We start from the raw sequence: 25,805 nt of genomic DNA, 5'->3' as shown, positions 1-25,805 counted from the left end.
CTTTTGATCTGTGGCGGGAGAGTCCTGCCGGTACATCCAGTCAGGCGCCGTAGGAGCAAATCCTCCCCAGGAATCTCTCAGGCCCACGTACCGCCACGGCGAGGCAACTCTGGAAAGCAGTCCAGGTAACTGGGCTCACCGACGGTGCAAGCAGGCGACCATTCCTGCGGAATCTCTCAGGTCCAATACAGAGCGGGGAGGAACCCACATCATCGTGGCGCTCATAGGGCGCCTGAATCATGGAGTTCCTCTTGACTGTTCAATCAACCCCCACCGCTTTCGCGGACCGGCACATCGGCGCCCGACGCCAGGCCGACGTTGACACCATGCTCAAGGCCATCGGCTACGACTCCGTAGACGGCTTGGTAGACGTTGCGGTCCCCGATTCCATCCGCCAGGACGCTGCACTTAGGCTTTCGAGTGGAAACGACGCCCTCACCGAGGTGCAGGTCCTCGCCGAGCTGCGGAAGCTCGCGTCCAAGAACAAGACCGCCGTTCAGATGATCGGCCAGGGCTACTACGACACCGTCACGCCCCCGGTCATCCGCCGCAACATCCTCGAGGCTCCCGCGTGGTACACGGCGTACACGCCCTACCAGCCGGAGATTTCCCAGGGCCGCCTCGAAGCACTGCTGAACTTCCAAACCATGGTCCAGGACCTCACGGGGCTGCCCGTAGCCAACGCCTCCCTGCTGGATGAAGCCACCGCTGTGGCTGAGGCCGTGCTGCTGATGCGCCGCGCCAACAAGTCCAAAACTGCCAAGGACGGCAAGACCGTTCTCGACGCCGACCTCCTCCCGCAGACCATCGCCATCGTGAAGGGCAGGGCAGAGGCGCTGGGCTTCGAAGTGGAGATCGCTGACCTTTCGGCGGGCCTTCCCGACGGCGACATCAACGGCATCGTCCTGCAGCAACCGGGTGTTTCCGGCCGCGTATTCAATCACTCCGGCGTCATCGCGGCGGCCAAGGGACGGGGTGCGCTGGTCACTGTCGCTGCCGACCTTTTGGCGCTCACCCTCATCACGCCCCCGGGCGAACAAGGTGCCGATATCGCCGTCGGAACTGCGCAGCGCTTCGGTGTTCCGCTGTTCTTCGGCGGCCCCCACGCTGCGTACATGGCTGTCCGCGAAGGCATGGAGCGGACGCTTCCCGGCCGCATCGTTGGTGTTTCCAAGGACAACGCCGGCGTCCCCGCGTACCGACTCGCGCTCCAGACACGCGAGCAGCACATCCGACGCGAGAAGGCCACGTCCAACATCTGCACGGCCCAGGCACTGCTCGCGATCGTGGCCTCGATGTACGCGGTTTACCACGGTCCCGAAGGTCTGAAGGCGATCGCCGAAACCGTCAACGGCCACGCCCGTGTTTTGGCCGCGACGCTGCAGAAGGCGGGCCGCGAGCTCGTCTCCGACGTCTTCTTCGACACCCTCACGGTCCGCGTACCCGGCAAGGCCGACAAAGTCATCGCGGCCGCCGAAGCCCGCGGCATCAACCTGCGTCGCATTGATGCTGACACGGTCGGCGTTTCCCTCGATGAAACCACGACGCCGGAGGTCCTCTCCGCGGTAGCCGTCGCCTTTGGTGCCGGCCCGGTGAAGGACGCTTCAGGGTTTGAGCTTCCGTCTGATGTGCTCCGCACCAGTGATTTCCTCCAGCACCCGGTGTTCAACACTCACCGTTCCGAGACTCAGCTGTTGCGCTATATCCGCAAGCTGTCCGACCGGGACCTCGCCTTGGACCGCACCATGATCCCGCTGGGCTCCTGCACCATGAAGCTCAACGCAACCGCCGAGATGGAAGCAATCTCCTGGCCCGAGTTCGCCTCGATCCACCCGTTCGCTCCGGACCACCAGACGGCTGGCTGGCGTGAACTGATTGAGGACCTGGAAGCCGACCTGACTGAGATCACCGGCTACGACCAGGTCTCCATCCAGCCGAATGCCGGTTCGCAGGGCGAGCTTGCTGGGCTCCTGGCGATCCGCGGCTACCACCTCTCCCGGGGCGACGAGCAGCGCAACGTCTGCCTCATCCCTGCCTCCGCTCACGGCACCAATGCAGCCTCTGCTGTGCTCGCCGGCATGAAGGTTGTTGTGGTGGCTACGGCCGCCGATGGCACCATCGATCACGCTGATCTGGCGGCCAAGATCGAGGCCAACAAGGACGTCCTGTCCTGCATCATGATCACCTACCCGTCCACGCACGGTGTGTACGACGCCGATGTCCGCGAGGTTTGTGACTCCATCCATGCTGCTGGCGGCCAGGTGTACGTTGACGGTGCAAACCTCAACGCCCTCGTTGGGCTCGCCCAGCCGGGCAAGTTCGGCGGCGACGTTTCGCACCTGAACCTGCACAAGACGTTCTGCATCCCGCACGGCGGCGGCGGACCCGGTGTTGGCCCGGTCGCGGCCAAGGCCCACCTGGCACCTTTCATGCCCGGTGATGCGAACAACGTTTCGTCTGAAGGTGGCGTGGCCATTTCGGCATCCCGCTACGGCTCCGCTGGCGTCCTCCCGATTTCCTGGGCCTACGTGAAGCTCATGGGCGGCCAGGGCCTCACGGAAGCGACCAAGTCGGCGCTGCTCGCGGCCAACTACGTCGCCTCCAGCTTGGATGAGCACTTCCCCGTCCTTTACACGGGCGAGGGCGGACTTGTTGCCCACGAGTGCATCCTGGACCTCCGCGAACTGACGGCCCGCACAGGTGTCACGGCCGAGGACGTGGCCAAGCGCCTGATCGACTTCGGTTTCCACGCTCCCACCTTGGCGTTCCCCGTTGCCGGAACTTTGATGGTGGAACCGACCGAGTCCGAAGACCTGGCCGAGCTCGACCGTTTCATCGAGGCCATGATCACCATCCGCGCTGAAATCGAGCAGGTTGCCGCCGGCGATTTCACTGTTGAGAACTCGCCGCTGCGCAACGCGCCGCACACGGCCGCCGCCGTCGTGAGTTCTGCATGGGACCGCGGCTACACGCGTGAGCAGGCAGCGTTCCCGGTCCACCACCTCAAGCAGGACAAGTACTTCCCGCCGGTCGGCCGCGTTGACGGCGCCGCCGGGGACCGGAATCTTGTGTGCTCCTGCCCTCCGCTCACGGACTTCGAAAACTAAGGACTCACTGTCATGACTGAGAACTACACCGCTCTTTATGAGCAGCACAAAAAGGCCGGCGCGTCCTTCACGGATTTCGGCGGCTGGCAGATGCCCCTGAAGTACGAGTCCGAGCTCGCCGAGCACCACGCAGTCCGGAACTCCGCCGGCTTGTTCGACCTCTCCCACATGGGCGAGGTCTGGGTCAGCGGCCCGGACGCGGCAGCGTTCCTGGATTACGCGCTGGTGGGCAAGTTGTCTGCGGTCGCCGTGGGCAAGGCCAAGTACTCGCTGATCTGCAACGCCGACGGCGGCATCATCGACGACCTCATCTCCTACCGCCGCCCCTCTCCCGGAGAAGGCATCGATCAGTACCTCGTGGTCCCCAACGCGGGCAACGCCAAGGTAGTTGCGGCGGCACTGCTGGAACGGGCCGGGGGCTTCGACGTCGTGGTTGACGACTCCTCGGCCGAGACGTCACTGATCGCAGTACAGGGTCCGAACGCCGAAGCCATTCTGCTGACCTTGATTCCTGCCGAGCAGCACGCACTGGTGACGGAACTGAAGTACTACGCGGCCGTTGAAGTCTCCATTAACGGGCAGGACCTGCTGCTCGCCCGCACCGGCTACACCGGCGAAGACGGCTTCGAGATCTACATCCCCAACCTTGACGCAGCTGGCCTGTGGGAAGCCCTCCTCGAAGTCGGCGAGGGCCACGGGCTCATCCCCGCAGGCCTTGCGGCACGCGACTCCCTCCGCCTCGAAGCCGGAATGCCGCTCTACGGCAACGAACTCTCCCGCTACGTCAACGCCTACGCCGCAGGACTGGGCCCCGTTGTTTCCCTGACCAAGGAAAGCGACTTCATCGGCAAGGAAGCCCTGACTGCAATCAAGGCTGCCGGCGTCGGATCCACCATCGGACAGAAGCTCGTCGGCCTCAAAGGTGCAGGCCGTCGCGCAGCCCGCGCCCACTACTCGGTCCTCAAGGACGGCTCCCTCATCGGCGAAGTCACCTCCGGCCAGCCGAGCCCAACACTCGGTTACCCGATCGCCCTGGCGTACGTCGACGTCGAACATTCAGCGCCGGGAACGATCGTCGAAGTGGACCTCCGAGGCAAATCGGAACCGTTCGAAGTCGTGGCCCTGCCGTTCTACAAGCGCCAAAAGTAGGTCAAGCGGTCAGGTAAGTCCCGTCGGGTTTGACCTCCTCTGCATGCTCGGTCGCAGAAGCGCCCGCTGGGCGGACGCGATGCTCCCTTAGACGCATGCTGCCGGAGGCCAGACCCGAAGGGGACCGCGCGGCTCACCTTGCGCACGGGTCCAGTAGACCGAGGCAACCTGCTGAAAAGCAGGTTCCAAGCCTCGGTTCGCGGGTCTTTCGGAGGGTGAGCGGTCTATAAAGTGTGGGCCAGCGGTGGGGAGCCGGATTCCGGAAGCGTGCGTCTAAGGAAGCGACACGTCCGCTCAGCGGGCGTCCTCGCGACCGAGCACGCGGAGGAGTTCGGTTCCCCGCCACCCAACCCAAGTACCGCCGGGATCACGAACAGTTTTCAAAACACACAAGAAGTTAGGAATTGGAATGAGCAAAGTAGTTGCCGAGCTGAAGTATTCGGCTGAGCATGAGTGGGTTGCTTCGGATGGGGCCGGGCCTGTGGGGATTGGGATCTCTGCGGTAGCCGCGGATGCCTTGGGCGACATCGTGTACGTCGACCTCCCTGAGGTTGGCTCCACGGTTACTGCAGGGGAGACCTGCGGTGAAGTTGAGTCCACGAAGTCCGTGTCTGACCTGTACTCGCCTGTTACTGGTGAGGTGACTGAGATCAACGACGCCGTTGTCAGCGATCCCGCTCTGATCAACAACGATCCCTACGGTGCCGGCTGGCTCTTCAAGGTGGCCGCCACGGAAGAAGGCCCGCTCATGTCGGCCGAAGAATATGCTGCAACGAACGGTGGCGAACTATGAACCCGGCAGCCGTGACCGAATTCGAGCAGGTCGTGTCGGCGTCGTTGGACGCCCAATTGGCGGACCTGGATCCTGAGATCGCCGCAAAGATCGACGACGAACTGGGCCGCCAGCGCGACGGCCTGGAAATGATCGCCTCAGAGAACCACACGGCGGTTGCTGTGATGCAGGCTCAGGGCTCCGTGCTGACCAACAAGTACGCCGAAGGCTACCCGGGCAAGCGGTACTACGGTGGCTGCGAGCACATTGACGTGATCGAGCAGCTCGCGATCGACCGCATCAAGTCCCTGTTCGGCGCCGAGTACGCGAACGTTCAGCCGCACTCCGGTGCCCAGGCCAATGCGTCGGTGATGCACGCGCTGATCAAGCCGGGCGACACCATCATGGGCCTGAACCTGGCCCACGGCGGCCACCTGACCCACGGCATGCGGATCAACTTCTCCGGCAAGCTCTACAACGTGGTCCCGTACGGCGTCCGCGAGGACACCCACACCGTGGACATGGCCGAAGTCGAACGCCTGGCGCAAGAACACAAGCCTGCCCTCATCGTTGCCGGCTGGTCCGCTTACGCGCGGCAGTTGGACTTCGCCGAGTTCCGTCGGATCGCCGAGTCCGTTGGCGCTTACTTGATGGTGGACATGGCTCACTTCGCCGGATTGGTTGCAGCTGGCCTGCACCCGTCGCCGGTCCCGCATGCCCACGTCACGACGTCAACGACGCACAAGACCCTCGCCGGTCCTCGTGGTGGCATCATCCTCTCCAACGACGCCGACATCGCCAAGAAGATCAACTCGGCGGTGTTCCCGGGCCAGCAAGGTGGACCGCTGGAGCACGTGATCGCCGGCAAGGCCGTCGCCTTCAAGATCGCCGCTTCCCAGGAGTTCCGGGAACGTCAGGAACGCGTCCTTGCTGGCGCCCGGATTCTCGCCGAACGCCTGGTCCAGCCGGACGTTGCCGAAAAGGGGATCACAGTTGTTTCGGGTGGCACGGACGTGCACTTGGTGCTCGTCGACCTGCGCAACTGCGAACTCGACGGCCAGCAAGCCGAAGACCGTCTCGCCGCAATCGACATCACCGTCAACCGCAACGCCGTCCCCTTCGACCCGCGCCCGCCCATGGTCACCTCCGGCCTGCGCATCGGCACCCCGGCCCTCGCTACACGCGGATTCGGGGAAGCTGCCTTCCGTGAGGTTGCGGACATCATCGCCGAAGTTCTGATTGCCGACGCCGATGCGGACCTTTCCGGGTTGCGGCACCGGGTTGATGTGCTGGCGAAGGCGCATCCGCTCTACCCGGGTGTTTCGAACCTCGCGTAAGTCGCCCGTCGGGTTCGGTTCGTCGTCGGGTTCGGTTCGTCGTCGGGCTCGGAAGGCCCGTCGAGTCCGACCCCCTCTGCATGCTCGGTCGCGTAGACGCCCGCTGGGCGGACGTGACGCTCCCTTAGACGCATGCTGCCGGAGCCCTGACCCGAAGGGGCAGCTCTTGGGTCGGCAGGTCGGGATGCCGGGCCAATGGGGGCCGGTGGTCGGGTTGCCGTTTTGGGGCGGGATTGGCGGGTTCGTTGGCTTGTGTTGGATGGGTCTACCTGCCGAGGGTGTTCCGTGGACGCAGGGTTGGTTTGGGAGCCTCGGGTGCAGCTGCAACGCGGGGTCACTTGTGGCCCATGTGGGGTGCGTTTGGGGGCCATAAATGACCCCGGGTTGCTTTAGCCCACATTCTTCTTTTGGTTTGGGAATGTATTGGGGGCCGATTCGGGGGGTGGCTGCGAAGTGTGCCGTGCGCACGGCATGTTTGGCAGCGGAGCCCCGAATCGGCGACGGCGCACTGGGATTCATGCAACGCGGGGTCACTTGTGGCCCATGTGGGGTGCGTTTGGGGGCCATAAGTGACCCCGGGTTGCTTTAGACATCTTTTGTTTTGAAAGGGATCACGGCTATGGCTGTTGGTGTTTTCGATCTGTTCACTGTGGGTATTGGCCCGTCGAGTTCCCATACTGTGGGGCCGATGCGGGCTGGGGCGGTGTTTGCCCGTGAGCTACGTGCGTCCGACGTGCTCGGGTCGGTCGCGTCCTTGCGGGTTGACTTGTATGGGTCGTTGGCTGCGACGGGTAAGGGACACGGCACGTTCACCGCGGTGTTGCTTGGGCTGGAAGGCTTCGACCCCGAGGAGATCCTGCCTGACCAAGTGGAGGAGCGGTTGGCCTCGATCGCGGAGACCGGGAAGCTCAATCTGGCTGGCGGACAGCTTCTCGAATATGCGGTTGAGGGCATGATCCTGCATCCGTTGACGGTGTTGCCGCGGCATACGAACGGGATGAAGTTCGCCGTGGCTGATGGCGAGGGCAACATCCTGCGGGAGGCGACGTTCTTCTCGGTCGGGGGCGGGTTCATTGTCCGGGAGGGTGAGGAGGACGCTGCGCGGGCCGAGTTGGAGGAGACGAAGGCGGAGTTGCCGTTGCCGTTCCGGACCGCTGCTGAGTTGATGGGCCGCTGCTCGTCCAAGGGTCTGGGGATTTCCGACATCATGTTCATCAACGAGCGTGCGTCCCGGAGTGAGGAGGAGATCCGGGAGGGTTTGCTTCATATCTGGCACGTGATGGAGGCGTGTGTCGAAACATCCCTGAAGCGTGAGGGTGTGTTGCCCGGGGGGTTGAAGGTCCGCCGTCGTGCTCCTGACTGGCTGGAGCGGTTGTTGAAGGAAGACAAGGACCGCAACGATCCGAAGTATTGGCAGGAGTGGGTGAACCTGATCGCCTTGGCTGTTAATGAGGAGAACGCCACGGGCGGGCGGGTGGTCACGGCGCCGACGAACGGCGCGGCGGGGATCATCCCGGCGGTGTTGTATTACGCATTGAACTACGCCCCGGGCATGGATCAGGCCACCCAAAAGGACAGGGACGATGTGGTGGTGAAGTTCCTGCTCGCCGCCGGTGCGGTGGGTGTGTTGTACAAGGAGCAGGCGTCCATTTCGGGTGCTGAGGTGGGCTGCCAGGGCGAGGTGGGCTCGGCGTCGTCGATGGCTGCTGCCGGGTTGGCCGAGGTGATGGGTGGTACGCCGGGTCAGGTGGAGAACGCGGCGGAGATCGCGATGGAACACAATCTGGGGCTCACGTGTGATCCGATCGGAGGGTTGGTGCAGATTCCGTGTATTGAGCGGAACGCGATTGCTGCGGCGAAGGCGATCAACGCGGCGAAGATGGCGCTCTGGGGTGATGGGACGCACCGGGTGTCGCTGGATGAGGTGATCGTGACCATGCGCGAGACCGGCAAGGACATGTCCTCCAAGTACAAGGAAACCGCGATGGGCGGCCTGGCCGTGAACGTCGTCGAATGCTGACCCCTACAACCAACAAGGAAGTAAACCCATGACCCTGGCACCTGAAGGCCGTAAGTTGCTGCGCGTTGAGCAGCGTAACTCGGCTGTCCCGGTTGAACGCAAGCCCGAGTGGATCAAGGCCAAGGTCCAGATGGGCCCGGAGTTCGTCGGGTTGAAGAAGCTGGTGAAGAAGGAAGGCCTGCACACTGTCTGTGAAGAGGCCGGCTGCCCGAACATTTTCGAGTGCTGGGAAGACAAGGAAGCGACGTTCCTGATCGGCGGGTCCGAATGCACCCGGCGCTGTGATTTCTGCCAGATCGATACCGGCAAACCCTCCCCGGTGGACATGTTCGAACCCACCAAGGTGGCCCGGTCCGTGCAGGCCATGCAGCTGCGCTACGCCACGGTCACCGGGGTGGCCCGTGATGACCTCGCCGATGAAGGTGTCTGGCTGTACGCCGAAACGGTCCGCAAGATCCACGAACTGAACCCCGGCACCGGGGTGGAACTGCTGATCCCGGACTTCTCCGGCAAACCCGAACACATCGCCGCGATCTGCGATTCCAAGCCCGAGGTGTTCGCGCACAACGTCGAGACCGTGCCCAGGATCTTCAAGCGGATCCGCCCGGCGTTCCGGTACGAACGTTCCCTGGATGTCATCACCCAGGGCCGGGACCTGGGCATGGTGACCAAGTCCAACCTGATCCTGGGCATGGGCGAAACCCGCGAGGAAATCTCCGAAGCCCTCCGCGATCTTCACGCGGCCGGGTGTGATTTGATCACGATCACCCAGTACCTGCGCCCCTCCGAACGGCACCTGCCCGTGGACCGGTGGGTCAAGCCCCAGGAATTCGTGGACCTCCAGCACGAGGCCGAAGAAATCGGCTTCCTCGGTGTCATGTCCGGGCCCCTGGTCCGCTCCTCCTACCGGGCCGGGCGTTTGTGGGCCACCGCAATGCGCAAGAAGGGCTGGGAAATCCCCGCCGCCCTGGCCCACATCGAGTCCTCCGGCACCACCCGCCAGGAAGCCTCCACCATCCTCGCCGCCCACGCCTAACCCCACATCAAAAGGACACCTCATGCTTCCCCTTCGCGTTGAGATCATCCCGTCCGAGGGAATCGTGGACGCCGTCAGCAAGGCTTTGCCGACGTCAACCGCGATAAGCATTACGTGCCTGCCCAAGCACGGTGTCGGCGCCACGCTGCGTACTGCCGTCCAACTACGGGAGCTCGGCTACACGGTTGTTCCCCATCTTGCGGCGAAGGCTCTTGAAAGCCGCGCCGAGCTGTCCGCAATACTGGGCGACTGCTCGGCGTCGGGCATCACGGAAGTCTTCGCCATCGGTGGCGACGGGCAGCCCTCGGGTTCGTATTCCACAGGTGGGGAATTGCTGCGTGACATCGCCCAGATAACCTCCGGTGCCATGAGCGTTGGAGTGGCTGGGTACCCCGAAGGGCATCCGGACATCACCAACCTGCACTTGGTTGATGCGCTGCTGGCGAAGCAAGACAACGCCACCAAGATCGTCACCCAGATGTGTTTCTCGGCTGACAAGATCCAGGAGTATGTGGCCATGCTCCGCCGTGAAGGTGTGCTGCTTCCAGTCTGGGCAGGTGTGGCGGGGGCGGTGCCCAAGGCAAAGCTGGTCTCGCTTGCCACCAAGATCGGAGTTGGATCGTCCCTGAAATTCCTCAGCCGCAAAGGTCCGCTTGCGCGGAGGCTCCTGATCGGGGAACGGTACACGCCGGACGCACTCATCGAGGAGCTCTCAGCCCGCCCGGGGATCGAGGGCATTCAGCTGTACAGTTTCAATTCCTTGGACGCACTCCCAACGCCGCAAGCAGTGGTCCAGGGGCGGCGGTAAATGGAGCTCCGAGGCGCGCAATTCCGACGATTTTTCCCGGAAAAGTAGTAGCAAACTTCATGGTTGGCAAGGTGGCCTGGAGGCTGTACGTTTGCCATAAGAAGGTTACTTATCAACTGCATCGCAGCGCAGGATTAATCGGCGCAGCGCGCTTGGACGCAAGAGGTGTAGGGCCGTGAGCGCAGGCGGTGAAGCTCTCGTTGATCCAACAGGCGGCGGGGACATACTCAACGGCCGCTACCGGATTCTGGAGCTACTCGGGCACGGAGCGATGTCCACTGTTTGCAGGGCCCGTGATGAAGTCCTGCTCCGCGACGTTGCACTTAAGATCTTTTCGCCGGGCTCAGCAGATGAGGGCTTCGAAGAGCGTCAGCAGGCAGAAATGCGGTTGCTGGCAGGATTTGACCACCCAGGTTTGGTGCACATTTACGACGCCGGTGTGGACGCCGGAACTTCCGGCCCGCCTCAGGCTTTCCTCGTCATGGAACTGGTTTCGGGTAATAATCTGCGGGCGGTGCTTGCTGAGGGACCGCTCAGCCTCGCGGAAACAACGCATATCGGCCACGCCCTTGCGGGTGCCTTAGTGCAAGTTCACGGCAGCGGAGTGATTCATCGGGACATCAAACCCGCCAACATCCTGGTTTCGGAAACTCCAGGCCCTGATCGCGTAGTGAAACTCGCCGATTTCGGCGTGGCCAGAATATTGGAAGGCAGCCGCCTCACCGCCACCGGAATGACGGTGGGAACCGCACAGTACCTCAGTCCTGAACAAGCCCTCGGCCGGCCCTTGACTCCTGCCAGCGACATCTACTCCCTCGGCCTGGTGCTCCTGGAGTGCCTCACTGGTAGGACCGAGTATCCCGGGACGCCGATCGAGTCGGCTGCAGCCCGTCTTCACCGTGCCCCCGTCATTCCAGAGCAGATCCATCACCCGATAGCCGAGCTGCTGAAGTCCATGACGGACCTTGAGCCAGACAACAGGCCAACCGCTGAGCAGATCGAAGAGTTCCTGGGTCGCCCCTGGCAAGAGGCGTACGCACACCCAGCAGCTACCGCTCTTTTGCCGCCCCTGCCCGCCAGGGCACCCGCCGTCGGGCCAAGAACCGTAGTTTCCCCGAAGCTTCATAGAAGTGGCGGAGGGGGCCGACTCCGGGCGCTGTTGATGGTCCTTCTGGCGGCAGCGGTAGCCATCCCCCTCGCCGTTGCCCTGTCTGGTCAGGGTCCGCTGCCAGCAGACGTTACATCGCCGTCCCCGGTTACGCAGGAATCCAACGTCCCGTCCCCGACCAGCACTCCCGCGCCAGTGGTGACGATTACCACCCCTGGGCCGGTGGAAACAGTTCTCATTCCAGGGCCGGTTCAAACCGTTCAGCTGCCTCCGTCTCAGCTGCCTCAGTCGAACTCGGGCAGCGGGCAAGGGGATGCTCCGTCGTCAGAAGCCAGCCAACAGGCCAGCCCAACTGACGTTGCGCAGGAAACCGAATCGCCGGGGGTCGTTGAGCCGGGAGACAGCCCATCAGCAGGCGTGGGCCGAGGGGGCGGCCAATCCGACGGCAAGGGCCAGAGTGGCGAGAAGCCAGGGAAGGGGCGGGGCCCCAACTGAAAGGTCCCGGCAAGGCACTCTTTTGAGGTGATGCACCCCTTCATGCCTCCGTCATGATCGAACGCCAGCGCAGTTTTTGCTCAAGATGGGCACAATGTTGGCTCATCGACACCTGAATTTCCGTAATGCGTGGCCCGCAACGGCCGCCTGCGGTCAAGTACCAGGCCGCCTAAAACTGAGTACTCCTGAACCAGCCGGCGCCAACATAGCCATCAACGCGGAAGGTCCAGAGATGGTGCGGCAAAGCGCGCTATCTGATCCGCACAGAAGCCCGTCCTGCACGCTGACGACGCAACGCCGAACCAAGTAGTCCCGAACGCAAAAACTGAGTACTCGCCAGCCGGTTCAGCGTATTCCTGACCCCTTGGTCGGGCGGAAAAGAGGCGTACACCCAAGAGTAGCCACGGTGCCACTGCTGGCTGAACTATTGGGGGCATCGCTTCATCCGTCGGAAACGGTCGGGTGCTGGGGGTTGCGATGCGGCTCCCCGGAAAAAGATCAACCAAGGAGTCATACCATGCGCAAGCTTTCCAAGAAGAGCCGGATCACCGCCACCGTCGCAGGCGTGGCATTGGTAGCCGTAGGTGGCGGAGCTGCCTACGCCTACTGGACCACCACCGGATCAGGCAACGGCTCAGCCGCCAACTCATCAGGTGGCAGAACTGTCACGCTGCACGCCACGTTCAATGCCGGCCTGGCACCGGGCAACCAAACTGCAGTGGCCTACACCGCCGATAACTCGACGACTTCGGGGACAGTAGTCGGAGCCCTGAGTGCAAACGTAACCACGAGCGACGCCGCCTGTCTTCCGGCATGGTTTGACGTCACCGCCGATACGAGCAACTCACTCGTCGCCGCCAATTCGACCGGAACGTCCGTTGGCAGCGGTGTCCTGAAGTTCAACGACAGCGGCACCGCCAACCAGGATGCCTGCAAGTCCGCGACCGTCACGGTCAACGTCACCAGCCAGTAGCGCGTGCCTGCCGGGGACCACCTTGCGAGTGGTGGTCCCCGGCTTCCGCATTCTTCCCACCTGAACGCTTCCGTCCGAAAAGAGAGCTTTCCATGGACCACCGGCCAGAGCGCATCGCGCCTTTCCGTCGATCCGGACTACCACTCCGGGCGCTGCTGCTTGCGCTGATGGTTGCCCTTGTTTCGGTGGCGACACTCGCTGCAAGCGGCGGGCAAAGCGCTACGCAGGGCAATTCGGCCAAAGTAGGCAAGGGGATTGCGGTGACGTTGTCTCCCTCCAGCCGCAGCTTGGATCAAGGGCAATCCACCACCTTTACGGTGGCAGCCACCTCTACGGGCGGTTTCACTGGACCCGTAACGTTCACCGTTACGGGCCTTCCGGCTGGAGCGGCAGTCGCGTGGTCGCCGTCGTCGATGGTTCTGGGATCCGGCGCCACCGCCCAGGTGTCGTTGACCGTCACCACGGCGACCACGACGCCGGCCGGCAAGTCCGACTTCACAGTCACGGGGGCTAGCGGGACCCTCCAGTCCAACGCCGCACCGGGGCAGTTGCAGGTTCAGGAAGTCAAGCGGACGTTCGGACTCACGGGTTCGCTGAACGGTCTGCTCGCCCCAGGGGTGTCGCGGGCAGTGGAACTGCAGATTTCCAACCCCGAGAACAAGAGCATCGCCGTCACCAACCTCACGGTTTCGATTGCGCAGGTGGTGCGGACGCCGGCAGCGGTTGCGGCCAACCTCCCCTGTAGCAGCGCTGACTACCAAATCACGCAATACACCGGAACGTACCCGTTCGCAGCTCCTTCGGGTCCCAGCTCGCTGACCTCGCTGGGAGTGCCCCAAAGCAAGTGGCCGCAAGTGAGGATGCTGGACACGTTGCAGCTCCAAGACGGTTGCAAAGGCGCGACACTCCAACTCATCTACTCCGGGACGGGACAGGCGAACTGACATGAAAACGCTCAGCCGGAACCTCCGTAGCGGACGGATCGCCCGCACCACTGCTGCCACTATTGCCCTCTGCATTCTGGGCGGCGCTGGGACCGCCTACGCCTATTGGGCCACCACCGGGATCGGCAGCGGTTCGGCGATCAACGGGACCATGCAAACGGTGACGGTGGATGCGTTGGTCGCGGGGGATACCCTGCAGACCAGCCTCGTTCCGGGTGGAACAGCCGATGTCATCCTCCGCGCAAGCAACCCAAATGCCCATGCGGTCACCATCTACGGTATTGCTGGCAATGGCGCCGTAACTGCCGATGCCGGGCATGCCGCCTGCACCACCACCGGCGTGACCTTCACGCCACCTCCTACACCGTTGGCCCAGCCCGTCACCATTCAGGCAAATACGTCCATCCTGCTGACGCTGCCGGATGCAGCCAGCATGAGCGCGGCCTCACTCTCCGCCTGCCAAGGCGCCCAATTCAAGGTCCCCGTCACGCTGGAGGTACGGAAGTGAGCCCGCTTCGTCTGTCCGCTGCTTCGCCGTCCTCGTCCCGGCTGACGATGGGCGCATGGAACCGCGCCCTCGTGATCGTTCTCGGCATCCTCCTCGTCTCCTGGGGCGGACCCGCTGCCAGCGCTTTCTGGAGTTCTGTTAACAGTGGCTTTGTTGCTTCCAAGGCCGACGCCGTCGCCCAAGGCGCAAAGCCCACTACTTCCGTTTCCGGAACCAGCGTGACGGTTACTTGGGCAGCGAGTACGACGGCGGCAGGCCGGTCCGTGGGCGGGTACAGCATCGCGCGTTATGCCTCAGCGACCGGCGGTACAAAAGTTGGCGCGACGGGAACCTGTAGCGGCACGATCACGGCCCTCAGCTGTGTGGAGGGCAATGTTCCTGCCGGCACCTGGTTCTACACGGTGACGCCTCTGCTTTCCCTGTGGCAGGGCGCGGAAAGCGCTCGAAGCACCGGCGCAACACCTGTTACGGACACCACTCCACCGCTGGCCCCAACCTTGACGGTGCCAGCATATGTCCACAGTGGAAACGTAAGCGCTGTTCCAGTAAGTGGTACGGCAGAGGCCTTGTCTTCGGTGGCTCTGACTGTTACCGGTACAGGAGCTCAGCCCGTGACCCAGACTGTAAGCGCCAACAGTTCCGGCAACTGGACGGCGACGCCTTTGAACCTGAGCGCGTTCGGCCCAGGGACCATCAACTACTCCGCACGAGCCACCGATGCGGCAGGTAACACCGGTCCTGCGGGAACGGCGACATCCACTAAGGACGTGAGCTCGCCAACGGTGACGGGGGTTCAGCTGAACAACGTTTCGGGGGGCACTCTCGGCAAGATGGAGAAGGGCGATTCGGTGACGATATCTTTCTCGGAACCCGTCAACCCGACCACGATCTGCAGCATATGGGCCAACAACACCACCAACGTGCAGACCCAAGCCGGCAACAATGCAGACAACGTGGTAGTCAACGTCGTCAACGTAAGCTCTACCAGCAGCGCACTGACTGTAACCGGGGCCGGGTGCCCAACCCTCAGGTTCGGCAGTGTTGCACTGGGCGGCAACTACACAGACTCGGCGCTCAGCTTTAGCGGGAATGGCAATAACGCCTCCAGCCTGAGCTGGAATCCGGCGGCAAGGACGCTCACCATCACACTGGGCGGTGGAACCGCTGGCGGCAACACGGTTTCCACGTCCCCCACTCCGGTCCCAAGCTACACGCCGGCATCCGGCATTACGGATATTGCGAGCAATCCGCTCTCAACCAACCAGTTCACCAGTCCTACAGCCTCCCGCTTCTAGCAACAAGTAATGCACAACTGATAGTGCCCCTTATTCCTCGTGATAAGGGGCACTATCTGTACGCAAACCCGGAGTAGTCCAGCGCCCGGAGCGTAGCCTTGGAGCGGACGCCAGCGCCGCCGTCGTACGTTTTTATCCTGCGACGAAAGGCGAACCGCACCTTGAAGGCTGTAGCGGAAATGTTCACGATGGGTCCAGGAAACAAGGACCATCACCCAGCTCTCCGTTGCGCTGTAGGTGTCTTTGTTCCATTGATTTCACTGACGCTGTTGGGGCGGTTGGATCTGGCCGTATTTGCTTCGTTCGGTGCCTTTACGGGCATTTATGGTCGCAATGAACCGCACAGCGTCCGCTTCCGAAGTCAGCTGCGTGCCGGTAGTTTCATGCTGCTGATCATCCTGCTGGCGACGCTCATGGCGCGGGGAGCGCAATCCTGGGGGATCGAAGGCGCCGCGTATTCGTGGCTGCTGACTGCTGCCACCACTCTCGTGGCAGGTGGGTGCTCGGTGGTGGTCGCGGCCTGGAGGCTGAGACCCGGCGGCTCCCTCTTTCACATCTTCGCTTTCGCTGCGATCGCATCCATCCAGGCGCAGCCGCCGCTTGGGGAGGCAATGCTCGTTGCGGCAGGGACGACGGTCTTCTGCCTTCTGATCGGTATGTCATCCCGGGTTTTCAAGAGCCACAGGACCCCGTGGAAGCGGCCGCCGCGCATCCGCCACACCACCCCGGAACGTCGGGCGATCTGGTTGGAAGGCGGTGGATACCTGATTGCGGCCGGCCTTGCGGGGACCATCGCGACGCTGGTGGGGGAGAGGCTTGGCTTCGGCCACACTTATTGGGCCATGGTCGCGGCAGTGGTTCCATTGGTGGGGCATTCGACGCGCCATCGCGTGAGCCGTGGCATCCAAAGAATCGCCGGAACGGTGGTCGGGTTGGTGCTGCTTGCTGGCATCCTCTGGCTCAATCCCGCGCCGTGGGCCATGGTCCTGGTGATCGCTGCTTGCCAGTTCGGCGCTGAAATGTTCATCGCGCGGCAGTACCTTGTGGCGCAGATTTTCGTTACGCCGCTTGCCTTGGTCGCTACTTTGCTGGCAGCCCCTGTCGATCCCGGCCTGCTGCTGCGGGACCGCATCATCGAAACGGTCATCGGTGCCGCCGTCGGCGCGGCGGTAGTGGTGGCGCCCAGTCTTTGGCGGCGGGTGCGTGCGACTGTCCCGGCTGGCTGGACTTAAATGATAAGTACACATATAACTAGTTAGCCAAGTTAGTTACTAGGGAATGTGTGGGAGAAGACGATGACAGTCGCACTGCGTGAACCAAGCTCCACACCAGTGACTGGGAATAGCGTGGACCTCGCTGCGGAACGGGTACTGCCGATGGGCCCCGTCCACTGCGGTTCGCACATGGCTATCTCCGCAGGACCCGGCTACGACTCCATGCAGTGGATCACCGTGGAGCCAATATGGCCGGAGTGGGCTTGCAGTTGCGGATTCAGAATGGACATTGACGCCCTTGACCCGGTCAGCGGCGTCTGGGTCGCGGCACTTCGCCGCCAAAGCCTTCAACATGAGCTGGCCATTTCCCAGAACACTCTCGCCCTGGCTTTCAAGAAGGCCGTCGACGCCGGAGTCGAACCCCGGGCACTTGCCGAAGTAGCCGGACTGCCAGTTGGAGAGATTGAATCCCTCCTTCAGTAACAGGGAAGCCCTACAAAACGTCTGCCCGCAGTTGTCGGGATAATTCGCCGCACACGCGGGCAGCTAGCAATCAGGCCGATGGCGGCGCCACCTGTTGGTGCTGGACCGAGGCCAACGTACGAGAAAGGGAAACACATGGGAATCATTGGTTGGATTGTTTTGGGTTTGATTGCAGGAGCCATTGCCAAGGCCATCATGCCGGGCAGGCAGGGAGGCGGCTGGATCGCAACACTCCTGCTGGGAATCGTGGGCGCCGTGCTGGGTGGCTGGATCGGTAGTGCCATCTTCAAGGTCGGCATCAACGAATTCTGGTCGATCTCCACTTGGTTGCTCGCAATCGGAGGTGCGCTGATCGTACTGGTCATCTGGGGATTGGTCACGCGCAGGAAGGCTTGATTCATCGAGCTTGCGGAGGCCCGGACGCGAAGGCGTCGGGGCCTCCGTTTTCGTGTAGCTCTCGTCCTGCCAGTACTAGTCCTGACAGTGCTCGACGGCGACTGGAAGCTTTGGCGCGTTCGGCGGATTCACTGCCGTAGCCCCATCGGTAGAACGAGTCCTTGCGGATTTGAGGCCAGGATGCGCAAGGCATCCCTTGCGCCGACTCGATCATGTTCTTCAAGCATGAGCCAAGAGGGATGAAGAGGATCCAGCAAAGCTGTGTGGATTGTTTGGACACGGCTGCGGTCGCTGCCCTTCAGTTCTGGCACCACCTTTAGGGCGTCGGTAATGGTTGCGGCCAGCACCGCTGCATCGTCAAGATGGCGACGACCATCGCGTGAGTCTTCCCTAAATGCTGCGCCCTTCAGGACCAAAGCGCCAAGCGTGTTTGGGATGCTGATAGTCACTGCTTCTTTACCTGTGGTGATCTGGCAGTACATGGTGCGCTGCAAGGCCTGCGTGCCCGCCGGGAGCCTGAAAATGTCTCGTCCGCCAAGGCGTTGGGGAGGCTTTGCGACTCCATGATCAGCGACCATAACATCCACTTGTTCCTGGCCGCGGATAAAGCGGTGCGCCGGGGCGGATCTATCGATGGATGGCTGCAGTTCGTAACCGAGTCCGCCCAACGATTCGGTGACTTCGGATGCGGTTACAGCCCCCGTTTCGACATGAAGGACTATGTCTACATCGGCCGTTGGCCGGGTGACCCGAAGGCCTGCCGCGGCCGCATGCAGTTGCACCATGAGCCCACCGACCAGCGTCCACTTTGTAGCAGGTAGCGCCTTTGCCAACTCCATGCACTGTGGCCATGGACTTCCCCAACCTCCAATTGGTATGGGTATGTCGCGAGTGGGCCGCTTGCCAAGATTCCGGCGATTTTGATCATCCATTGAGCAGCTCTTCAAGGACGCGCATACCAGCTGAACGTTCCCTGGTAGCCAGGGAATCCATGAGGTCCACCGCGATGGCGGCCAGGGGTGTGGTCTGCTCCACGAAAGGTTCAGACAGCGAGGTTTCCCGGATGGTCACGTTTCCACTGGGATCATCGACCATTCCCAGCGCGGCGGCGATCTTGCTGCCATCTCCCGGCGCTGCGTACCCGTCGAAGAATCCGCCTCCGCCGGCGAGCCCAAATCGGTGAGCGATCTCGTTATTGCGCAGCGCCGCGCCGGCAGTTGGTATCAGTGCTTCCTGAAGTGCGTCGACGGCAGTTGGCGTCGCCCGATACCGTTTCACTCCTGCACGATTCCTGGCAAGTTGCTGAACCTCTCCCGGACTTAGATCGCGGAGGCGACGCGTCAACCGATACCTGCTGGTTGATTCGATCCAGGGTGCCTTGTCTCCGGAGAGCAAGCAGAGTGCAGCCCATGCGGTCTTCGGCGTCCAGAGTCGGCCCGAGCGCTTTCCTGATTCCAGAGCACGATGCAATGAAGCGGGGTCTATGAGAATCGTGTGGCCCACCATGCCCATGTCCGTCAAGCGACCGCTCTTCAGCATTTTACGTACGGCGACGTCGCTGACGCCTAAGCGCTTGGCGGCTTCCTTGGTGGTGACAACATCCATGCTTAAAGGTTCTCATAAAATAACCATTCTGTATATACTGAATGGTTTTCTAATAAGAACCATTCTGCGCACTCCCGGTCACAAAGCCCCCGCAGAAACCGGAGTGTGGCCGGCCTCCAAAGCTCCTATACGCTGCTTTCGAGTTACACCACATCGCACGCTAAGGGTTATCAACGATGCTCACCTCAGCTGTCGACGGCGCGCCCCGCCGTCGGCCGGATCCTGCCCCGAAGAAGACTGCAACTGAGCTCGGCGCCATCGGGACAGCGTTGGGCGCGTTGGCTGCGGTCATCCTCGCCGGAGTCCTTGCACTTGTCCTCCACACGCTCGCGCAGCAATCGCCGCGGCTCGGCCCGGCGTTTGAAGTCTGGGCTGCATCGATCACCAACTCACCTTTTGCAGCGGTCCGATGGTTCTTTGGCGACATGACTGAGCCACTGTTCTACAAATCAGAGCTGGCAGCTTGCGGGTTGCTTGCTGGGGCTTTGTTGGCTTGGTTCGCTGGCCGACGGGGCAAGAACTGGGCTGGCCAGCTGACGTATGGCACCGGACTGTGGCCGTGGGTGCTGACGTCGGCGTCGCTCAGCCTGCTGATGTCCAACGTAGTTTTCGGCCGGATGCTCGACGACGGATGGCAGCCCACGTTCGTGCCTTTCGTTTGCGTGGCCCCGGCAATGGTCCTGATGTACGGACCCGGTTGGCGGACCTGCGTGACCGGAGCTGTGCTCGGCGCCTTCACCGTAACGCCCTCCGCGTTGGTGCTGATCCCAACGGTCGCCGCGCCGCTGGGACTGCCGGTCGTGGTGGCGAACGTCCTCGCGATGTCCTTGGGATCAGTAATGGCTTTCCTTGTTGCCCGGAAATTGCCCTGGCTTGTCCTACGCAACTCGACTCAGCAGCCGCAAGCCATCCAGCCGCCGTCGGGCGTTAACCCTGTTCTTAAGGACGCCATATGGGCGGCGCGCCGGGTCCTCTCTGACTTCACGGAAACCCAATTCTTCGCCAACGAACTCGCCAGCGCGGGCATGATCCTTGGCGTCGCGACTGCATTCTTGCTGAATCCCGCACTGCCTGCCTACGGTTCCAACCTGGTTCCGCACATCCTGTTCGCGCAGGCCCTCACCTCGGCTATCGGCGTTGTTCTTTGGCGGGGTTGGTTCCGCAATGGTGGGTGGGCTGCCACCTACGCGTCACTGGTCTCAGTGGCGCCGGCCGCCGTGCTCGCCTACGACGGCTCGTGGCAGAGCATCATCGGCGGTGCATTGCTTGGAGCCGTGCTTGCCCCTCCCATCGCCAGGGCTATTTCGGCCCGGCTGCCGGAGGGTTTCCACCCGGTCACCGGGAACACCGCCGCCATGGCAATTTCGACGGCGGTCGCCCTCCCGATCCTGGGGCTGCTGCACCGCTGACTTAGGCTGCGATCTACTTAGTCTGCGACCTCCTTAGTCTGCGACGAGCAGCGCTTGCGGCGCGGCCTGCTTCATCCGGGTTTTCAACCAGCTCAGCTGAACCTCTGTCTCTTTGTGGCACTGTTCGACGACGGCGAGCAGCTCGTCGTCGCGAAGTGCGGACCCGGCTTGATTCACCACAGTCCACGTGACATCGACCAAGCTCGCCAGCAGATACAGGTCCTGCAGGTCGCGAAGGAGGCCGACAGGACCGGTTCGCGTTTCCGATAAACCGTCGGCGTGGAGCCGCTCGGGCTCATGGTCCGATGTGTCGTTGCCGTACCGCTCCGCTATAGGGAGGAGGAGTTCTTCGTGCTTATCGCACTGCTTGGCCAAGGACTGGCAGAGGAAATGAATATCGGGTTCGGAGCCGTGGCCATCGGAGACCTGCCGGAAGGACTCGGCCAGGGTGGCTTCGCCCTGATGCAGTAAACCCAGGTAGATATTGAGGTTCATTGTTGGCCTGCTTGCCGTGAAGCGGTGGTGTTGGGCGCCGGTGCCGGTCCGTCGCCGTCGCGGATTTTCTCTACTTTCACTGCGGCATTCTTGTAAAGCGGTTGCTTTGACACCGGATCCCACTCGGTGATGGTGAGCTCGTTGGCTGCGGTCTTCCGCGAATCGTTGGCAGAATCAGGCGGGCTGGATGGCGTTGAGTCCCAGTATCCGTAGTGGAAAGGCGCAAAAACCGTGCCCGGCCGGACGCCGCTGACGCGGGCCGGCGCTTCGATAAGGCCTCGCCGGGACGAGACGCGGACGATGTCGCCCTCTGTGATCCCCAGCGCGGAAGCGTCCTCGACCGAGAGTTCCACCCACATCCTTGGTGCTGCCGCATTGAGGGTCCGAGAGCGTCCTGTCTTGGTCCGTGTGTGGAAGTGGTATGCCGTCCGCCCGGTGGTGTACCGGAGCGGGTAGGCGTCGTCCGGTTCCTCGTGCGGTGGATGGTACTTGGTTGTTTTAAGCCAAGCGCGGCCTTTGGGCATCTTGGCACGGTACGCCTCCGGCTCCACTTCGGCTCCTGTCAAAAGGTCGTGACCGTAGTTCTCGCAATAGTCAGGATCGCTGGGAAAAACGCCGTCCGTATAGAGTCGGGTGGTGCCTTCCGGGTTTTGCTCATTGCAGGGCCACGGGATCCCGCTGCCACCACGCAGTTTCGCGTAGCTCAGACCGGTGTAGTCGCAAGGGCGTCCGCGCGAGCACTCCTTCCAGGCTTCGAAGGCGTCTTCCGGCCCCGCCCACGTCAACAAGGGAGTGCCGTCCAGGGTAGTGAAGCCCATTCGGTTGGAGTAGTCCAGGAAAATATTCAGATCACTGCGGGCGTCGCCGGGCGGGTCTACGGCCTTATCAGAGATATGGACCACGCGGGAAGCATTGGTGAATGTCCCCGTCTTTTCGCCCCATGCTGCAGCGGGGAGGACGACGTCGGCCATGCTGGCGGTTTCGGTAAGGTACAGATCCTGCACCACCAGGAACAGTTCCGGCTTAGCCAGGATCTCGCGTATCCGGGGCAGCTCGGGCAGGGAGACGGCAGGGTTCGTAGCCGAAACCCAAAGGAAATTAATGGATCCTTGCTCGGCGTAGCGGAAGATTTGCATGGCATGGGTTGGCGGTGCCCAGTGGGGGATGATCGCGGGATCCACGTTCCACAGGGAGGCCAGTTCTTCAACGTGTTTCGGGTTGTGCCAATTACGGAAGCCCGGGAGGTCGCCGTCGGCCCCGCATTCACGGTTGTTTTGTGCTGTCGGCTGCCCGTTCATCTGTAGTAGGCCGGCTCCAGCTCTGCCGAGCATGCCGCGCAACAGGTGCAGATTATTGACCTGGCAGGAGGAAGCTGTGGCCTGTGATGATTGGTAGAACCCCTGCAAAACGGTGGAAAGTACCCGATCTGAGGTGCCGAAGATGCGGGCTGCCGTCCTGATGTCGTGGGCGCTGACACCGCACACCTCGGCAGCGGCCTCGGGCGTCCATTCCTCCACAGTGGATTTCAGCTCGTCGTAGCCCAGCGTGTGGCCCCGAATGTAGGCAGGATCCTCCCAGCCGTTCTGCAGCACCTCCCGGACCAGGGCGTGCATGAGGGCGAGATTGGTCCCTGGCCGCAGGGCCAGGTGGACGTCGGCAAAACGGGCGGCCTCTGTATTTCTCGGGTCAACGCACACGAGTTTTGGTGGGTTGGGTCCTGAAAGTCGGTCCAGGATGCGGCTCCATAGAACGGTCTGGGTTTCTGGCATGTTGTGACCGTAAAGGAAGATCGCATCGCAATTGTCGATATCCTCGTAGGCGCCAGGCTGTCCGTCTGCTCCGAACGTTTCCTTGAGCGCGGATGCCGCTGTCGCAGTACAAAGGCGGGTATTTCCGTCCATGTGGGGTGTCCCGATGCCGGCCTTCCCTATCACGCCCAAGGCGTAGTACTCCTCAAGGAACAGCTGCCCGCTGGTGTAGAAACCATGGCTGAGTGGACCCTTCTCCTTCAAGAGTTGCTTGCTGCGTTCCACGATCCGCTTCATGGCCGTGTCCCAATCAGTCACGACCAATTCGCCGCCTTCGCGGATCAATGGTTGGGTGAGACGGTCCTTGTTTGATACACCCTGCCAGCTTGCGAAAAGGCCTTTGGGCCCTAGGCGCCCCTTGTTGATGCGGTCGTCGGCGCGGCCGCGAATGCCCACCATGACGCCGTCCTTAACGGCGATGTCGCAGCCGCAGCCATTGCTGCACAGCACGCAGGCGGATTGGACCCAGTGGTCGACGTCGCCCTCCGTGAGGCCTTCCTGCAGGGCGTAGTCAACGCGGGAGGGCCACTCCGCTTCCCGCGCAAACGGGGTCCTAGCGCCCCATATATCCGTAATGCGATCCACCAATGATCCCACCTCTTTATCTAGGCTTTTCCCCTCGTTACAGGATTATCAGGTTGCTTATCATCAGTCCAGAGCGCCTGCCATGTGGTGGGAAAAGGAAAAAATACTCTTGATCTTTTCCTGAGCAAGTGTTGATGGATTGCAGGAGTGGTTCTTGATCCTGGCCCGGCAAAGTGTTTCTTGTCAGCCACTCAGGGCCGGCACATGAAATGGCCGGCCGGCAGCGGTGGCCTCCCGAAAGGACACTGATTCCCATGGCCATCAGCCTCAAGACCACCTCCGGCAAGGTCCTCGCTTCCGTCGCACTGCTCGGCACCGCAGCCGCGGTCGCCGGCATGGGAACCTACGGCGCGTTCACTTCCTCCACCTCGGCCAGTCAGCAAGTCACCGCCGGCACCGTCACCATCGCCCTGGGCACCGGAGCGAACAACACTCTCAATGTCCCCGTCGCGGGCCTGCTGCCCGGAGACAAAGTCGAAAAGCTCGTCACCTTGGCCAACACCGGCAACTCGGACCTGAACAACGTCACCCTCACGACCTCCGCCGGGGCCACCGCCTCACTGCTCACCACGGATGTGACCAACGGCCTGCAGCTGACCATCGAGAACTGCTCGGTCGCCTGGACCGGCGCCGCAGCCCCCTACACCTGCACGGGCACGAAGACCACGGTCATGGCCGCCGCCCCGGTGATCACCGCGAACAAGGTCCTGAACAACCTGACCGCCCTTACCTCGGCCAAAACCGACTACCTCAAGGTCACCACCGCGTTCCCCACCACGGCCAACGACACCTTCCAGGGCGCCACGAGCACCATCGCCTTCGCCTTCACCGGCACCCAGCGCACCGAAACCATCAAGTAGCGCCAGCCCTGTAACACCAGAGCAAGAATCACCACCTCAAGCATCACCACCTCAAGCATCACCACAGAGCCCCGCCGGGCCTGGTCGGGCGCCCCCCTGCCCGATCAGGTCCGCCGGTATTTCCTGAGCCAGACTTGAGGCTTTCCGGCAGGAAACCTGAGCCAGATAGCCCAGACTCGAACAGAAGATCACCAACACAGGAAGGAACGCCAGGACCATGAGCGCACTGACCAGCATCAGCGGAGCCGCCCTCAAGGGCCGGCGTTCAGCCGCAAAGCCTGCAAAGACGTCAATGACTTTAGCCACCGCCGGGGTGAAGCAGCCCACAGCGGCACCCGCGACAACCGCCGTCGAGACCCCCGCCAAAGCCGCGATTCCAGCCAAAGCCGCCGCGGCCCCGGGTGCGTTCCGCCGTATCGCTGCTAAGACGATGAAATTCCTCGGTTTCACCATGCTGGCCGTGGCGGCCTTGGTTTTCCTCTTGCTGGCGATCGGTCCGCGAATCCTGGGCTACCAAACCTCCACGATGCTGACAGGGTCGATGGCGCCGTTGATCAACCCGGGCGACGTCGTCGTGACCGTTCCGACGCCGATCGTCGACCTCAAGGTGGGCGACATCATCACCTACCACATCCCCGTTGAAGACCAGCGGGTGGAGACGCATCGCATCACTGAGATCACCACTACAGCCGATGGCAGCGTAGCCGTCCAGACCAAGGGCGACGCGAATAATGGCATCGATCCATGGATCGCCACCCTGCAGGGCAAAACGGTGGATAAGCAGATCGCAACCATCCCTTACGTCGGGAATGCCATTCGTGCCCTCCGTGAACCGCTCGTCCTGAACATCCTGATGTATGGAGCGCCCGGGATCCTGGTCATCGGGATGCTCGCCTCCATCTGGAGTAAGGACCCCAGCAAGTCGACGTTGGAAGACACCGCGCAGCCACAAGCAGCCAGCCATGACTGACGAGGCAGACGGTCAGGTTCCGGCTCTGGAACCGTGCAGGTTGCAGGCCCTGGCCGATGAAATGGGAGACCCCACCCCGGCGTTGCGTTTCCTCTCCACTTACCTTTCGATGTTGCCGGGCAGGCTCCTGAGGATCTCGAACGGCCTCTGCCAACACGACGCCGATGCCAGCATGGATGCTGTGCTGAGCCTCAAGATCTCCTCGGCAATGGTGGGCGCGCTTGAGACTGAGGACCAGTGCAAGGCCATCGAGTCGATGATCCGTGAGGAACACTTCGACTACGCCGTCCAGGCACTTCCGGCGCTCCGTCAATATACCGATCGCTGCTACGCGGCCGGACCGCAGCTGTTGGGCAAGGCCCGCGAGTCGCTTCACCCACAGTCCGGAAAGCTGGAGGGACAGCGGAGCACTTAGCGTCGTACCGGCG

24 protein-coding genes and 1 riboswitch are annotated in these 25,805 nt (G+C 62.4%); of the genes, 19 read left to right on the top strand and 5 right to left on the bottom strand.

What is annotated here, in order from left to right; genetic code table 11:
* Nucleotides 1-4 precede the first annotated feature (4 nt).
* A riboswitch (glycine riboswitch) is annotated at nucleotides 5-103 on the top strand.
* A 148-nt stretch (nucleotides 104-251) separates the two neighbouring features.
* The 12 genes from gcvP (at nucleotide 252) to VUN82_24030 (ending at nucleotide 15,552) form a co-directional block, all read left to right on the top strand.
* Entirely contained in the window at nucleotides 252-3,107 is a 2,856-nt protein-coding gene (gene gcvP, locus VUN82_24085) for an aminomethyl-transferring glycine dehydrogenase (protein ID XAS72114.1), read from the top strand.
* 12 nt (nucleotides 3,108-3,119) lie between these two features.
* Nucleotides 3,120-4,256: a glycine cleavage system aminomethyltransferase GcvT gene (gene gcvT, locus VUN82_24080; GenBank protein ID XAS72113.1), complete on the top strand. Its 1,137-nt coding sequence runs from the start codon at nucleotides 3,120-3,122 to the stop codon at nucleotides 4,254-4,256.
* Nucleotides 4,257-4,665: 409 nt separating this feature from the next.
* Nucleotides 4,666-5,049, top strand: coding sequence for a glycine cleavage system protein GcvH (gene gcvH / locus VUN82_24075; GenBank protein XAS72112.1), 384 nt, complete (start codon nucleotides 4,666-4,668; stop codon nucleotides 5,047-5,049).
* Nucleotides 5,046-6,365, top strand: a complete 1,320-nt coding sequence (gene glyA / locus VUN82_24070; GenBank protein XAS72111.1) for a serine hydroxymethyltransferase — start codon at nucleotides 5,046-5,048, stop codon at nucleotides 6,363-6,365. The genes gcvH and glyA overlap by 4 nt, the downstream gene beginning before the upstream one ends.
* A gap of 619 nt (nucleotides 6,366-6,984) precedes the next feature.
* Entirely contained in the window at nucleotides 6,985-8,385 is a 1,401-nt protein-coding gene (locus tag VUN82_24065) for an L-serine ammonia-lyase (protein XAS72110.1), read from the top strand.
* 28 nt (nucleotides 8,386-8,413) lie between these two features.
* On the top strand, nucleotides 8,414-9,421 hold the full coding sequence (gene lipA, locus VUN82_24060; GenBank protein XAS72109.1) for a lipoyl synthase: 1,008 nt from the start codon (nucleotides 8,414-8,416) through the stop codon (nucleotides 9,419-9,421).
* 22 nt (nucleotides 9,422-9,443) lie between these two features.
* Nucleotides 9,444-10,229 carry a methylenetetrahydrofolate reductase gene (locus VUN82_24055; protein XAS72108.1) on the top strand — a complete coding sequence of 262 codons (786 nt, stop codon included), beginning with the start codon at nucleotides 9,444-9,446 and terminating at the stop codon, nucleotides 10,227-10,229.
* Between the two features lie 175 nt (nucleotides 10,230-10,404).
* Nucleotides 10,405-11,832 (top strand): protein kinase, encoded by a 1,428-nt coding sequence (locus tag VUN82_24050; GenBank protein XAS72107.1) that lies wholly within the window; start codon nucleotides 10,405-10,407, stop codon nucleotides 11,830-11,832.
* A 517-nt stretch (nucleotides 11,833-12,349) separates the two neighbouring features.
* Nucleotides 12,350-12,805 carry a hypothetical protein gene (locus VUN82_24045; GenBank protein XAS72106.1) on the top strand — a complete coding sequence of 152 codons (456 nt, stop codon included), beginning with the start codon at nucleotides 12,350-12,352 and terminating at the stop codon, nucleotides 12,803-12,805.
* A 92-nt stretch (nucleotides 12,806-12,897) separates the two neighbouring features.
* Complete coding sequence (locus VUN82_24040) at nucleotides 12,898-13,749, top strand: hypothetical protein (protein ID XAS72105.1); 852 nt, start codon at nucleotides 12,898-12,900, stop codon at nucleotides 13,747-13,749.
* 1 nt (nucleotide 13,750) lies between these two features.
* Complete coding sequence (locus tag VUN82_24035) at nucleotides 13,751-14,257, top strand: hypothetical protein (protein XAS72104.1); 507 nt, start codon at nucleotides 13,751-13,753, stop codon at nucleotides 14,255-14,257.
* Nucleotides 14,254-15,552: a hypothetical protein gene (locus VUN82_24030; protein ID XAS72103.1), complete on the top strand. Its 1,299-nt coding sequence runs from the start codon at nucleotides 14,254-14,256 to the stop codon at nucleotides 15,550-15,552. Before VUN82_24035 ends, VUN82_24030 begins: the two co-directional genes overlap by 4 nt.
* Before the next feature lie 52 nt (nucleotides 15,553-15,604).
* Here the strand turns inward: VUN82_24030 and VUN82_24025 are convergent, their stop codons facing one another.
* The gene (locus VUN82_24025) at nucleotides 15,605-15,739 is read right to left on the bottom strand and encodes a hypothetical protein (GenBank protein XAS74798.1); all 135 of its coding nucleotides are present in this window, start codon (nucleotides 15,737-15,739) and stop codon (nucleotides 15,605-15,607) included.
* Between VUN82_24025 and VUN82_24020 the strand changes: the two genes are divergently transcribed.
* The 3 genes from VUN82_24020 to VUN82_24010 all read left to right on the top strand — a co-directional run bounded on the left by VUN82_24020 (nucleotide 15,714) and on the right by VUN82_24010 (nucleotide 17,645).
* A complete protein-coding gene (locus VUN82_24020; protein XAS72102.1) occupies nucleotides 15,714-16,784 on the top strand; it encodes an FUSC family protein in 1,071 nt (356 codons plus the stop codon). The genes VUN82_24025 and VUN82_24020 overlap by 26 nt on opposite strands.
* Nucleotides 16,785-16,847: 63 nt before the next feature.
* A complete protein-coding gene (locus tag VUN82_24015) occupies nucleotides 16,848-17,249 on the top strand; it encodes a hypothetical protein (protein ID XAS72101.1) in 402 nt (133 codons plus the stop codon).
* A 135-nt stretch (nucleotides 17,250-17,384) separates the two neighbouring features.
* Complete coding sequence (locus VUN82_24010) at nucleotides 17,385-17,645, top strand: GlsB/YeaQ/YmgE family stress response membrane protein (protein XAS72100.1); 261 nt, start codon at nucleotides 17,385-17,387, stop codon at nucleotides 17,643-17,645.
* 128 nt (nucleotides 17,646-17,773) lie between these two features.
* On the opposite strand, the gene VUN82_24005 is transcribed toward VUN82_24010, so the two are convergent.
* Together VUN82_24005 and VUN82_24000 are read right to left on the bottom strand one after the other, a co-directional pair.
* Nucleotides 17,774-18,484 carry a hypothetical protein gene (locus VUN82_24005; protein XAS72099.1) on the bottom strand — a complete coding sequence of 237 codons (711 nt, stop codon included), beginning with the start codon at nucleotides 18,482-18,484 and terminating at the stop codon, nucleotides 17,774-17,776.
* Nucleotides 18,485-18,569: 85 nt separating this feature from the next.
* Nucleotides 18,570-19,250, bottom strand: a complete 681-nt coding sequence (locus VUN82_24000) for a helix-turn-helix domain-containing protein (protein ID XAS72098.1) — start codon at nucleotides 19,248-19,250, stop codon at nucleotides 18,570-18,572.
* Between the two features lie 176 nt (nucleotides 19,251-19,426).
* On the opposite strand from VUN82_24000, the gene VUN82_23995 reads away from it, so the two are divergent.
* Nucleotides 19,427-20,659 carry a hypothetical protein gene (locus VUN82_23995; protein XAS72097.1) on the top strand — a complete coding sequence of 411 codons (1,233 nt, stop codon included), beginning with the start codon at nucleotides 19,427-19,429 and terminating at the stop codon, nucleotides 20,657-20,659.
* 33 nt (nucleotides 20,660-20,692) lie between these two features.
* Here the strand turns inward: VUN82_23995 and VUN82_23990 are convergent, their stop codons facing one another.
* Together VUN82_23990 and VUN82_23985 are read right to left on the bottom strand one after the other, a co-directional pair.
* Entirely contained in the window at nucleotides 20,693-21,154 is a 462-nt protein-coding gene (locus VUN82_23990; protein ID XAS72096.1) for a hypothetical protein, read from the bottom strand.
* Entirely contained in the window at nucleotides 21,151-23,550 is a 2,400-nt protein-coding gene (locus VUN82_23985; protein XAS72095.1) for a nitrate reductase, read from the bottom strand. Before VUN82_23985 ends, VUN82_23990 begins: the two co-directional genes overlap by 4 nt.
* Nucleotides 23,551-23,801: 251 nt before the next feature.
* Here VUN82_23985 and VUN82_23980 point away from each other — a divergent pair, with 251 nt between their 5' ends.
* The 3 genes from VUN82_23980 to VUN82_23970 all read left to right on the top strand — a co-directional run bounded on the left by VUN82_23980 (nucleotide 23,802) and on the right by VUN82_23970 (nucleotide 25,792).
* On the top strand, nucleotides 23,802-24,407 hold the full coding sequence (locus tag VUN82_23980; protein ID XAS72094.1) for a TasA family protein: 606 nt from the start codon (nucleotides 23,802-23,804) through the stop codon (nucleotides 24,405-24,407).
* 217 nt (nucleotides 24,408-24,624) lie between these two features.
* Nucleotides 24,625-25,377 carry a signal peptidase I gene (locus VUN82_23975; GenBank protein XAS72093.1) on the top strand — a complete coding sequence of 251 codons (753 nt, stop codon included), beginning with the start codon at nucleotides 24,625-24,627 and terminating at the stop codon, nucleotides 25,375-25,377.
* Nucleotides 25,370-25,792, top strand: a complete 423-nt coding sequence (locus VUN82_23970; GenBank protein ID XAS72092.1) for an Hpt domain-containing protein — start codon at nucleotides 25,370-25,372, stop codon at nucleotides 25,790-25,792. The genes VUN82_23975 and VUN82_23970 overlap by 8 nt, the downstream gene beginning before the upstream one ends.
* The last annotated feature ends 13 nt before the right edge of the window (nucleotides 25,793-25,805 follow it).

The sequence above is a fragment of the Micrococcaceae bacterium Sec5.1 genome (assembly GCA_039636795.1).
Lineage (GTDB): Bacteria > Actinomycetota > Actinomycetes > Actinomycetales > Micrococcaceae > Arthrobacter.
The sequence above is the reverse complement of the archived record's forward strand: the minus strand, read 5'-3'. Positions and strand labels throughout refer to the sequence as shown.

Bases quoted from the DNA above. Each gene is read 5' to 3' on its own strand.
- gcvT (XAS72113.1), top strand. From the start codon at position 3,120: ATGACTGAGAACTACACCGCTCTTTATGAGCAGCACAAAAAGGCCGGC.
- gcvH (XAS72112.1), top strand. From the start codon at position 4,666: ATGAGCAAAGTAGTTGCCGAGCTGAAGTATTCGGCTGAGCATGAGTGG.
- glyA (XAS72111.1), top strand. From the start codon at position 5,046: ATGAACCCGGCAGCCGTGACCGAATTCGAGCAGGTCGTGTCGGCGTCG.
- VUN82_24065 (XAS72110.1), top strand. From the start codon at position 6,985: ATGGCTGTTGGTGTTTTCGATCTGTTCACTGTGGGTATTGGCCCGTCG.
- lipA (XAS72109.1), top strand. From the start codon at position 8,414: ATGACCCTGGCACCTGAAGGCCGTAAGTTGCTGCGCGTTGAGCAGCGT.
- VUN82_24055 (XAS72108.1), top strand. From the start codon at position 9,444: ATGCTTCCCCTTCGCGTTGAGATCATCCCGTCCGAGGGAATCGTGGAC.
- VUN82_24045 (XAS72106.1), top strand. From the start codon at position 12,350: ATGCGCAAGCTTTCCAAGAAGAGCCGGATCACCGCCACCGTCGCAGGC.
- VUN82_24040 (XAS72105.1), top strand. From the start codon at position 12,898: ATGGACCACCGGCCAGAGCGCATCGCGCCTTTCCGTCGATCCGGACTA.
- VUN82_24035 (XAS72104.1), top strand. From the start codon at position 13,751: ATGAAAACGCTCAGCCGGAACCTCCGTAGCGGACGGATCGCCCGCACC.
- VUN82_24015 (XAS72101.1), top strand. From the start codon at position 16,848: ATGACAGTCGCACTGCGTGAACCAAGCTCCACACCAGTGACTGGGAAT.
- VUN82_24010 (XAS72100.1), top strand. From the start codon at position 17,385: ATGGGAATCATTGGTTGGATTGTTTTGGGTTTGATTGCAGGAGCCATT.
- VUN82_24005 (XAS72099.1), bottom strand. From the start codon at position 18,484: ATGGAGTTGGCAAAGGCGCTACCTGCTACAAAGTGGACGCTGGTCGGT.
- VUN82_24000 (XAS72098.1), bottom strand. From the start codon at position 19,250: ATGGATGTTGTCACCACCAAGGAAGCCGCCAAGCGCTTAGGCGTCAGC.
- VUN82_23995 (XAS72097.1), top strand. From the start codon at position 19,427: ATGCTCACCTCAGCTGTCGACGGCGCGCCCCGCCGTCGGCCGGATCCT.
- VUN82_23990 (XAS72096.1), bottom strand. From the start codon at position 21,154: ATGAACCTCAATATCTACCTGGGTTTACTGCATCAGGGCGAAGCCACC.
- VUN82_23980 (XAS72094.1), top strand. From the start codon at position 23,802: ATGGCCATCAGCCTCAAGACCACCTCCGGCAAGGTCCTCGCTTCCGTC.
- VUN82_23975 (XAS72093.1), top strand. From the start codon at position 24,625: ATGAGCGCACTGACCAGCATCAGCGGAGCCGCCCTCAAGGGCCGGCGT.
- VUN82_23970 (XAS72092.1), top strand. From the start codon at position 25,370: ATGACTGACGAGGCAGACGGTCAGGTTCCGGCTCTGGAACCGTGCAGG.